Source organism: Streptomyces sp. NPDC040545 (assembly GCF_055595065.1).
Window position 1 is genome coordinate 43,515 of the sequence record NZ_JBVIWA010000034.1, and the last position, 6,591, is coordinate 50,105.

Annotated in this window: 5 protein-coding genes and 3 pseudogenes; 3 read left to right on the plus strand and 5 right to left on the minus strand. The window is 71.9% G+C overall.

The genetic code is table 11. From position 1 onward, the window contains the following. Positions 1-38: 38 nt before the first annotated feature. Positions 39-839, minus strand: a pseudogene (locus ACZ573_RS36860) (sterol carrier protein domain-containing protein); the annotation flags it as partial. Positions 840-1,084: 245 nt separating this feature from the next. Here ACZ573_RS36860 and ACZ573_RS36865 point away from each other — a divergent pair. Beyond that, complete coding sequence (locus ACZ573_RS36865; RefSeq protein ID WP_471312997.1) at positions 1,085-1,543, plus strand: hypothetical protein; 459 nt, start codon at positions 1,085-1,087, stop codon at positions 1,541-1,543. An 89-nt stretch (positions 1,544-1,632) separates the two neighbouring features. On the opposite strand, the gene ACZ573_RS36870 is transcribed toward ACZ573_RS36865, so the two are convergent. The 3 genes and pseudogenes from ACZ573_RS36870 to ACZ573_RS36880 all read right to left on the minus strand — a co-directional run. Then, positions 1,633-2,958: a DUF7405 family protein gene (locus ACZ573_RS36870; protein WP_471312999.1), complete on the minus strand. Its 1,326-nt coding sequence runs from the start codon at positions 2,956-2,958 to the stop codon at positions 1,633-1,635. After that, positions 2,955-4,586 carry a protein kinase domain-containing protein gene (locus tag ACZ573_RS36875; protein ID WP_471313008.1) on the minus strand — a complete coding sequence of 544 codons (1,632 nt, stop codon included), beginning with the start codon at positions 4,584-4,586 and terminating at the stop codon, positions 2,955-2,957. Before ACZ573_RS36875 ends, ACZ573_RS36870 begins: the two co-directional genes overlap by 4 nt. After that, a pseudogene (locus tag ACZ573_RS36880) lies at positions 4,547-5,128 on the minus strand (class III lanthionine synthetase LanKC N-terminal domain-containing protein); the annotation flags it as partial. The gene ACZ573_RS36875 and the pseudogene ACZ573_RS36880, both read right to left, overlap by 40 nt. 239 nt (positions 5,129-5,367) lie before the next feature. On the opposite strand from ACZ573_RS36880, the gene ACZ573_RS36885 reads away from it, so the two are divergent. After that, positions 5,368-5,493, plus strand: a complete 126-nt coding sequence (locus ACZ573_RS36885; RefSeq protein WP_471313001.1) for a hypothetical protein — start codon at positions 5,368-5,370, stop codon at positions 5,491-5,493. Positions 5,494-5,674: 181 nt separating this feature from the next. On the opposite strand, the gene ACZ573_RS36890 is transcribed toward ACZ573_RS36885, so the two are convergent. Further along, the gene (locus ACZ573_RS36890) at positions 5,675-6,187 is read right to left on the minus strand and encodes a hypothetical protein (protein ID WP_471313003.1); all 513 of its coding nucleotides are present in this window, start codon (positions 6,185-6,187) and stop codon (positions 5,675-5,677) included. 310 nt (positions 6,188-6,497) lie between these two features. Here ACZ573_RS36890 and ACZ573_RS36895 point away from each other — a divergent pair. Beyond that, positions 6,498-6,591: pseudogene (locus ACZ573_RS36895) on the plus strand (hypothetical protein); the annotation flags it as partial.

Genomic DNA, 6,591 nt, shown 5'->3' on the forward strand with positions numbered 1-6,591 from the left:
TCTTTCAGCCGATCCGGTGAGATGTGCCGCCACGCTGCCTAGAAGGAGTGCGGCAGCCAGGGGGCGGCCTCGTTGCCGAAGGCCAGTGAGGCCCGTTCGAGCGTGCCACCGCTCAGTTCACCGGCCCGCCCGGCCCGTGCGAGGGCGGTCAGCGGGACGCCGCCCAGGTAGGCGGAGGCCAACGCCCGTACCGACAGGGTCACATCGGCAGCCGCACGGGTACGCGTGCACGAGGCGCCCCCTTCGTCCCCCGTGAGCCGCCAACGGCCCCCGTTCCAGGGGCAGAAGGAATCCTCGATCTTCAGAACGACGTCGACGGGGGCGCGGTAGGTGCGGGCTCCGAGCGCGGCGCCCACATCCACCAGCCGGACGAACAGCCCGTCCCGCAGCTGCCGTTCGCATCGGCGGATGTCGGAGACGAGGTGCTGCCAGGCGTCGTCCGCCGGGCGGTTCTGCGCAACGAGCGTCGAGGTCAGATCGATCCCGAAGAGGAACCGCCACAGTGCCGCGTACGCGGCCGGATCCCGGGCTTCGAGGTCCCGCAGCACGATCGTGCCGCGTGCGCCCGAGACGTCCCACTGCGGTGTGTTGTGGAACCGGGCGTACCCGACCGTCGCCCCGTCCCGTTCGGCGACGACGCACTGGAGCGGTGAGCCGCCATCGCGGCCGCCGCCCTGGGGTGCCAGCACGGCCAGGCGCTCCCATCCGGGTACGCGGGCCGGCATGCCCGGGCGGCCGGCCCGCCGATGGACCGGTCGTGTTCGGTCAGGCTCTGCCACAGCTCGCGCGCCTCCGGGGGCGTGGGCGGGCCGCCGAAGGCCCGTTCCAGGGTCCGGTACCAGGTGTCCCATTCCTGGGCCTCCAATGTCCGCAACTGTGGCGCCATGGACCACCTCTACCAGGGACTTTCCGCCGCGGAGGCCTTGCGGGGCGGCGGTGCACCCGACTGGGCCATCGCTCGGATCCGGCCGCGTCGCCGAGGTCGGGGCTTGACGAGTCACCCCCGAGGATATGACACTCGGAGTGCAAGTTGTTTTGTCTGTATTTGTAACTAATGCTTGCTTTCTGTAATGAAAGGCGAGACATGTCTGTCTACGGCACCCGAGTGTGTTCCCGGCCGAGTCGTACCGGGCCGCCCGCGCGGTCGGCCCGGCCCGCGCGCGTGCTCGCCTACGCCGCCGCGGGGGCGGCCGTGGGCGCTGTCTGGGCCTTCGGCGGGGACACGCCCGCGTGGGAGCACGCACTGCGCGTCCTCGTGGTGGTGCTCTGTGTCAGCGTGGCCGGACGCTTCGTGGGCCGCCGTCTCGCCCGCGCCGGGCGCACCCCGGTGGACCGCGGCCTGTTCTTCGGTCTGGTGGCGGCGAAGGTGCTTGTCGTGGCCGTGGCCCTGGTGGTCGACTGGCTCGCAGGCCTGTGGTTCCCCGAACCGGCGCTGATCACCGCCGGGTTCCTGTTCGTGCTGGTGACCGTCGGCGGTCCTGCTCTGCACGGCCGGCTGTCGCACGGTACCGGGGGCAGGGGAGCGCGGGCCGCGCGCGCGTAGCGGCGGCCCGGCCGCACCCGGTCGCCCTCGGTCGCTTCGTGCCGGCGTCCTCCGCTCGTCGACGTCGGCACGAAGCGACCAGCCGGGCCTCAGAGGAATTCGACGAGGGGGAACGCCCGGTGGCGACGGGGCGGTGTCAGGAAGTTCTGCCGCCGAGTCGCCGTCAGGAACCGCTCCAGCCCGTTCTCCTCCTCGGGGACACCGTGGGCCGCCGCCAGGTCGAGCGAGGCCTGATGCGTGCGCATCGTGGCGAAGAAGTCGGCGGTCGGGACGAACACCGTGAACTCCAGCTTGGGCTGGAGCGACCCGTCCGGCACGTCCATGGTGCTGTAGCCCGGCCCGTCCATGCGGACGTGCAGCGGCTTTCCGTCGGCCGTGCGTGAGGACCGCTGAAGGCAGGAGAGGTGGCCGATGCGGCGCTCCCCGTCCGGGGTGCCCCGGCCCTGCGCGCTCAGGAGGGCGTCGTCGGTGCCCTGGAAGGTGTTCGGCAGGAACGCGGGTCCTCCGCCGTCGGTGATCTGGTCGGCGTTCCCCTGCGAAGGCGGCGGCGTGGAACGGAACATGTACTGGACGCGTTCGGTGAACGAGGCGTCGTCTCCCGGCACACCGGCGTCGTCGACGTCGTAGAACTGCTGGAGGTCCATGAGGACGTGCGAGAGGTGCTGGACGGCGCCGGCGTCGAAGTAGGAGCCCGGCTTCGCCGTGGTGAGGCCGCTCGCCCGGAAGGTGACGGCGTCGGCGTCGGCGGTTCCGGCGGTCTGCTGGTCCGCGAAGCCCATCCACATCGGCGAACGCGGATTGACCATGAAGGCGTAGGGCAGCGACGCCTCGTCCGCCAGCTTCCTGGGCAGTCCGATCTGGGTGAACATCGCCCGGGCGGAGGTGAAGGAGAGGAGGTCGGAGAGGGGCGGCGAGGGCTGGGGGCGGCCGGCGAGGGTCTGACTCCCGCCGAGCCACCTGAGTACGTCCTGGATGTTGGCGGCGTGGTCGCTGCGCAGGGTGAGCAGCAGGTCGTTGCCCTCGATCGCCACCGGCACGTGGAACTTGCGCTTGACGATGCCGCTGTTGGCGGGGGACACGTCCGTGGGGCCGGGCACCGCTTCCTCCAGGACGTACCGGTGCGCTGCAGAGCGCAGGCGCGGCATGTGCGCGGAGACCAGATCGCCCTGCAGCCCTCCGGGTAACCGTCGGAAGTACGGAAGGCCGTACGCGAGGAACGTGAACACGCCCGACGGGCTGAAGGGGTACGCGCGCTCGATGGCGGCCAGCGCCCCGGTGAGCTTGACCTGGTCGATGCGGGTGGGTGGCCGCAGCAGGCGGGCGGTCACGAACAGCGTGTGCACGGGGCCCAGCTGGACTTCGACCCCGTCGACGTCGGTGACCGGTGCGATGAAGTCCGCGATGTCGATTGTCACCCGCGCCGAGGGCGGCGGCCGCGAACCGGCCCGCGTCCCCGGTGCGCCCACGGGCCTCGGCGGCGGCCGCGGCGGCCAGGAGGAAGGTTCCGACCCCCGCCGTCCCGTGAGCGAATCCGTACGTGTGCGCCCCCGCGAGTACGGAGTCCGTGTCGTGGGAGGTCGGCCAGGTCCAGTCGCCGTCCGCCCGGTCGGGCGTCCAGAACGGCATCGGCGCAGGTGAGCGCCGTGTCGAGCAGCGAGTCGCGGGCGGTCGCCCGCCACAGGTGCAGGCGCGCGGTGCCCGCTCCGGAGAGGCCGTGGGTGAAGTCGGGGCTCGGCCAGCGGGTCGGGAGCCGCTCGGCGAGCGTGATCGCCCGCTCGGCCATGGCCGTGTCACCGAGCAGCCGGGCGGCGTCGTAGAGCGCCCAGGCGGTACCGGAACGGCCGAAGCACAGCCCGGGAAGCAGCCGGTCCACGCTGAACAGGCGCTCGTCGAGCCAGCGCGCGGCCTCGGCCACGGTGCAGAGCAGGGAGGCGCTCCCGCGGGCCCGCGCGGCGTGGGTGAGGGTGGCGAGCACGCCGGCCGCACCGTTCCACGTGTTGCAGGGATCGCTGCGCGGCACGTTCCATTCCGGTGCGGGCCACAGGGTGGCGCGCCAGGGGGTCATGGTGCGCTGCAGGTGGGTGAGACCGTCGTCGAGCAGCCGGTCGATCGCCGCCGGCCGGTACGGGGGGAGCGCGGCTCGCGGGGCCGTGGCCGTGGCCGCGGCCATGGCCCCGCTCGCGGTGGTGCTCGGCGCGCTCGGCCCGGCCAGCCAGGCCAGGGCGTGCGGGAGGGTCCACCGGGCGCCGGGGTCGGGGCGGGTCAGACCGTCGATCAGCTCGCCGAACGGTGCCAGCGGGGGATGGGCGAGGGCGATCAGCGGGAGCACGGGCAGCGCGTCCTGCGGCCGGACGACGTCGTCGGTCCAGCCGGCCGCCCACCGTGGATCGAGGCCGGTCAGAACGGAGAAGAGGACCACCCCGAGGCTGAAGCGGTCCGCCTCCGGCCCGGCCACCCTCGCGGCCTCCGCGGGCGACGCGTGCAGGCCCAGTGCTCTGACCTCGGGTGCGGCGAATCCCCGTGTGTACGCGGGAGCCCGTTCCTGCCCCGCTTCTACGACGTACTCCGTATCGATCAGCCGGAGGTCCCCGGCCGGGGTGACCATGACGTTGTGCGGCTTGAAGTCGCGGATCACGAACCCTGCCTCATGGACGGTCCGCAGCAGGTTCACCAGCCGGGTCACCGTCGCGGCCGCCTCGTCCGCGCCGGGTCCGCCGTCCCGGGCGCGCGCCGACTGCCACAGGTGCAGGGGCTGTCCAGGCACGAGTTCCTCGGCGAGGAACAAGTCCCCCTGCTCGTCGAACAGATGCACCTTCCCGGGCGTGACCCCCAGCGGTGCGAGCTGATCCAGCATCCGGGCCTCGTCCCGCAGCCGGTCGCGTACATCGGTTCCGTCCAGACGGGCCCCGACGTGGGCCCGCGCGTGCTTGACGATGACCTCGAGGCCGGTCCGCTCGTCCAACGCCCGGTAGACGCCGCCCTTGTTCGCGTGTCCGCGGTGCGCTCGTCCTTGATCCTGCTGCCGTCCGGGCCGGTCATCCAGGGTTCGAGGACACCGTCGTCGGTCAGGACCATGTCGCCGCTGAACTGCCCGTACCGGAAGGAGACGAGGCTGCCGGGCCGCACCGGCCTGTCGGACAGGATCCGCGGTCCGCCGAGGCCGGCCATCGCGCCGTCCAACTCGCGTGCCTGGATGCGGAACTGGTCGTCGTCCTCCGGGTACACGGTGACGAACTTCCCGCCCGTGCCCCGGTCGTGCCAGACGTCGCCGAGACGCGTGACCCGTTCGAGATCGACGGCGAACTTGAAGGAAGCCGTGCGGCGTACGAGTACCTCCGCCGAGCGGGCGAGGACGAGGGCGGCCGACAGGGGCGTCGCCGACACATGGAGCTTCCATCCGTGCGCGCGCCGCACGGCGATGTCCGGGGGCCGTGCGAAGCACCACGAATCCGCCGGCTGCAAGGTCCACCGCTGACCTCCGCAGCGACTCAGTACCGCACGCGCGACATCGAGCAGCAGGAGCGAGTCGGCCGACTCGTCGCGCGGCCGGGCGGGAGGCGGATGCGGATCCGGATGCGTGGTCATGGGGGTCGGCGCCCTCCTGGATCCTCGCCGGATCCTCAGGCGTTCACGGTCCGTGTGCGCAGCTCACCAGTCTATGCCCGCCCCGTCAGGCCTTCCTGTCGGCCGGAGCGGGGCCGATCGTAAGTATTTGCACTCGAAGTGCAAAGAAATCCCAAGTCCGGTGTTGTGTCGATTTGTCAGGGTATCGACCTTCTGTCGGGCCGAGGTGACCCGAGAGGTTCGAGGAGAGAGGCAAGACGATGAACGGAACGACGACCGACCTCAACGCTCTGGAACTGCTTCCGCAGGAGCAGGAACAGGAACTGTCGGAGCGGGACTGCACCGGCTGGTCCACCTGCAGCTTCACCCTGGCGGCCGACGAATGACCCGGTGAACACCGACCCGCTGATCCGAGTCGGACCGGCACCCCGTCCGGCAGCCGACTGCCCGATCCCCGCCCGAGAGGCGGGGATCAGCTGTGAACCGACGGCTGTGCCGTCAGCGAACCGGGCGGACGGCGCCGACCTCGTCCCGCTCTTCGACCGGGCGGACACGCGCCGCCAGGCGTCAGCGGTTGATGGTCTCCCGGAGGGCTGTGCGGGCGAACTCCTTGGTCCGCTCGACCGCCTGCGTCATGGCGAAGTGCCGGTCGCCGCCGGGCGGGAAGTAGTCGATCGCGCCGACCGCGCCGTAGTCCGCCCAGAAACAACTGGCCATGGGGAAGCCGTCGGCGATGTTGTGCTGACAGGCGAGCGCCAGGGTTCCGGCGGCGACGACGGTCGGCTCGCCCACTGCGGTCCGCTGCCCGCCGGCCGGCAGGGAGGCGGCCATCGCCTTTCGCACGGCGGCCACCGGGTCCGGCACGGTGCGGAAGAGTTCTGTTCGGGCGATGAGGTCCGGCGCGGCCACCGTCCTGCCGGACTTGGTCAGCTTGATGAGCGGGAAGCCCCGGCAGGTGGTCACGGTCTCGTCGGGCCCGTTCGAACGCGGGGTCAGGTCGTCCACGCCGGAGAGGCGCAGGTCCCAGCCGTCGCCGAAGCGGAATGTGGAGCTCCCTTCCTCGCACTCCAGTTGTTCCATCACGGGAAGTCCGACGGTGGCGGGACGGGTGCCCGGATCAGGTGCGAGCCCGCCGGCGGCCGGACCCGGTGCCGCGCTTCGCGGCGTGCCGGGCGTGCCAGGCGTGCTGGGCGTGCCGGGCGCGGTGGGCGTGCCGGGCGCGGTGGGCCCGGCGGCGGGTGACGCCGTCCCGCCGGCCTCCGGCCCGCATCCTGTACCGAGCGCGCCGAGCAAGCCGAGCGCCACCGCCATCCGCTTCGCGCCTTGCCTGCCCATGCCCATGTCCCCCCGACGCCGAAAACGATCAAGAGCACCCTACGGGAAGTGCGGGCTGCGGGAGAAGGACGACAACCTCGCGGGTGAGGACATCCGTGAGGGTCTGACGGCGATCATCTCGGTCAAGCTGGGTGAGCCCCAGTTCGAGG